This window comes from Microcystis sp. M49636_WE2, assembly GCF_030065375.1.
Taxonomy (GTDB): Bacteria; Cyanobacteriota; Cyanobacteriia; order Cyanobacteriales; family Microcystaceae; genus Microcystis; species Microcystis aeruginosa_C.
Window position 1 is genome coordinate 1 of the sequence record NZ_JASJFG010000722.1, and the last position, 3,171, is coordinate 3,171.

At 51.1% G+C, this 3,171-nt stretch carries 2 protein-coding genes; both read left to right on the forward strand.

The window, feature by feature from the left end:
* Positions 1-165 (forward strand): GH116 family glycosyl hydrolase (locus PX484_RS16560; protein WP_288104811.1); only part of this gene is annotated, 165 nt, incomplete at its 5' end.
* A gap of 287 nt (positions 166-452) precedes the next feature.
* Entirely contained in the window at positions 453-2,933 is a 2,481-nt protein-coding gene (locus PX484_RS16565) for a CPBP family glutamic-type intramembrane protease (RefSeq protein WP_287669039.1), read from the forward strand.
* The last annotated feature ends 238 nt before the right edge of the window (positions 2,934-3,171 follow it).

Consider the following 3,171-nt stretch of genomic DNA (forward strand, 5'->3'; position numbering starts at 1 on the left):
GGATGGCAAATTACAGAAGCGGTGGTGAAACAAGTCTATGAAAATGGCTTACAATTTCGCACCCCGGAAGCAATAACATCGGTGGGAACTTTTCGCGCCTGTCATTATTTACGCGCCATGGCTATCTGGGCTATCTATGGGATTTTGACGGAATTTCAGGGATAAGTAGGTAGGCGTTAAAAATTATCAGATACCCCCCTTATCAAGGGGGGATTAAGGGGGGATCGGCACCCCCCTTATCAAGGGGGGATTAAGGGGGGATCGGCACCCCCCTTATCAAGGGGGGATTAAGGGGGGATCGGCACCCCCCTTATCAAGGGTAGGGTTGATTCATGAATCAACCCTACCTTATCAAGGGGGCAGGGGGGATCGAACCTAAAATCCATTTTTAATTTAATTATAACCAGCTACTTAGTCTAAACGCTGTAGGCTGGAGAAACCTGACTCGATCTATGAGCGTCAGCTATGCCATGAAAAGAACGATTTCCCGGATTGTCTGGATACTTCTCTCCCTAGCAGCGATCGCTCTAGCGGTTTTTCTGTTCAGTCCGCGGCCTGTGGAAGAAGCCAAGGCTGACTACTGGATCATGAGTCGGTTAGCGGTCAATCAACCAGGTTATTTTCCCCTAGAGCAATCCCTCGATCCGCGATGGTATCAACCGATCGCCCCCTGGATCGGTCGCCTGATTTTGCCAAAACCGGAGGAATATTCGGCGACACCGGGGGAAGATTGGACTTGGTTGCAGGTTTACCAAGCACCGCAGCCAGATTTAGTCGGTCAAAAAGTTCGTTTAGGTTGGCGGCAATCCCCGGCACTGGCTCGATATTTAGGACTGGTTACTAAGGATATTCGCTTCACTCCAGAGGCGATCGAGAGTGAAAAACAGGGAAATATCCTACCGACTCGCTTGAATGGTCGTTCAGGGGTCGGACCACTGCAAGCGCTGGCTGGATCGCGACCGCTCGATGATGTGGTGGTCAGCTTTCCCGATGCAGAAATCGGGGAAACGTCATTACAAGTGGAGCGAATGCCCTTGATCGTTACCGGGCGCTTTGTGGCATTGGTGAAAATTATCGGCGAAGCTCCCCCCCGAACCCCCAGCGACATCCCCAAGGTTTGCCCCGGTTCACCCCCCTGTGGCAGCGAACTTTTCCGAGTGCAACACTATAACCGCGACAGTGGACAATTCGACGGCAGCTCGGAAGTGATCCGCATTCCCCAACAACCCTTAGTTTCCGGAGGACGTTTTATCTCGACCCCCCGACAGTTAGCAGCGGCGAGGGAAGGAAAGGAGGGCTGGTATATCTACGGTGCGCGGGGACGGGATAACCTCTTTACCGTTCAAGCAATCAAACCTCGATCGCTGTTTCAACTGCAACCGACGGCAACCCTGACCGGGGTGCAATCGGGCCAAGATTACATCGCCCGCAGCACTTGGAACGATACCCCATCCCGCAAAGGAACCGCCAGTCGGGTAACAGTCCTGCCGGAGGGTGAAAAAAAATCATGGAAAGAGGGCGATAAAGGCATAGGAATTCATCTCTTCGGGGGAATCGGCGGTAAAAAAGGTGAAATTATTCAATTAGGAACGGTAACGGGTCATTTTTCCTATTTTCTCTACGAAGTGATTCGGGATGCCCTGACGGGAGAGTTACAGTGGCAGCTCGATTATGATCAGGTGTACGCTCACAATCCCCAGGGGATTTTATCTGGATATCAGAGTTGGGCGAACTATACGGGTAGTTTAGAGCGGGGATGGCTTAATTCCCGACCCCTATCCGATGCGATCGTGAAATTAGACCTATTGGAGGATTATAACTTCGGCGGGGTTTCTCTGTCCCCCCTGACAGAATTCCACAAGCAGTTAGAGATCATGATGGCTCGCTACCGGATCGGGGACGGGACCGGGGTTTCTAGCGTTACTCCTGCGACTTCCTGCGTGCAGGACTCGAATCAGGCCCTTTATATCACGATCGCTACCCTACGCCACCAGTTTGAAACCGATCCGCAGATCGCCGCTTGGTTGACAACCCATGCCGACGACCCAGAAACCTTGCGTTTTCAACGTTTGGGACAATTGAGCGATCGTTTGGAACGGGTATTAGCTCCCCGGGGGGTGATCCGGCCCGATTGGCGGCAAAACGCCCAAATTCTCGCCGGTATCACCGATAGTCGGGGCAAAGGCTTTATTCGGGAAAATACACTGGCCAACGCTCTACTAAGCTGGCGATCGATGTTACCGCGAGGCAGCAACGACGTGATTAGCGAGATTTTCCTGCGGTCAGGAGCTACTCTCTGGTTCCTCCGTACTAATCAGGTCGGGGGAGCGATGCCGGAGATTTTACCCCTCGCACCGACCAAGTTATTCGGGGAAATGCCGATGATCGCACCGATGCTCCGTCGCACCTTGGCAGCGATCGTGCTGCCCCTTACCGGTCGGGATTGGGGGGTGATGGCGATCGGATTGGGATTATACGGTGCGATCGCCCTAACTATCGGTTTTCGGTCGGGTTTTTTACGTTGGCGCTCCCCCGAAGGGAGACCGTTAGAGATACTGAAGATGCTCGTCTTCTGTTTTTTCTTCCCGGCATTCTGGGAGGAATTCGTCTTTCGGGTACTGTTAATTCCCCATCCCGAAACGGCAACTTCCACAGCTAACCTGATCCTCTCTGCTTTGGTCAGCATCACTCTTTTTACTGTCTATCATCCCCTCAATGCAATTATTTTTTACAAAAAGGGCAATCCGACTTTTTTTCAGCCTATTTTCTTGATTTTAGCGGCTTTATTGGGATTAACTTGCACCGTTGTCTATTGGCTGACCGGTTCTCTCTGGACGATCTCGGTGCTGCATTGGTTGGTGGTGGTGGTTTGGTTGCTGTTTTTGAACGGTCTATCCCGACTGACAAGGCGATCGAAGCGAGGCAGTTTTTAATGTTGTATTGATCGGACAATACCTGATGAGCCTTTTTCTGTCAACTCTTGAGGCCGATGCGTTTCATTTTTGAATTGCCGTAATTATAACCAGCTACTTAGGGTCTGCTGAATAAATCTAAAAACCTTGCTGGATAAGACTTTTAGCCTTTTTTGAAATCCAAAAGTACCAGATATGGGAGTGATCAGGGGGAAATTCAGCTACTTTTTCCCTGAAAATTAGGTAATTGACCCCCTCA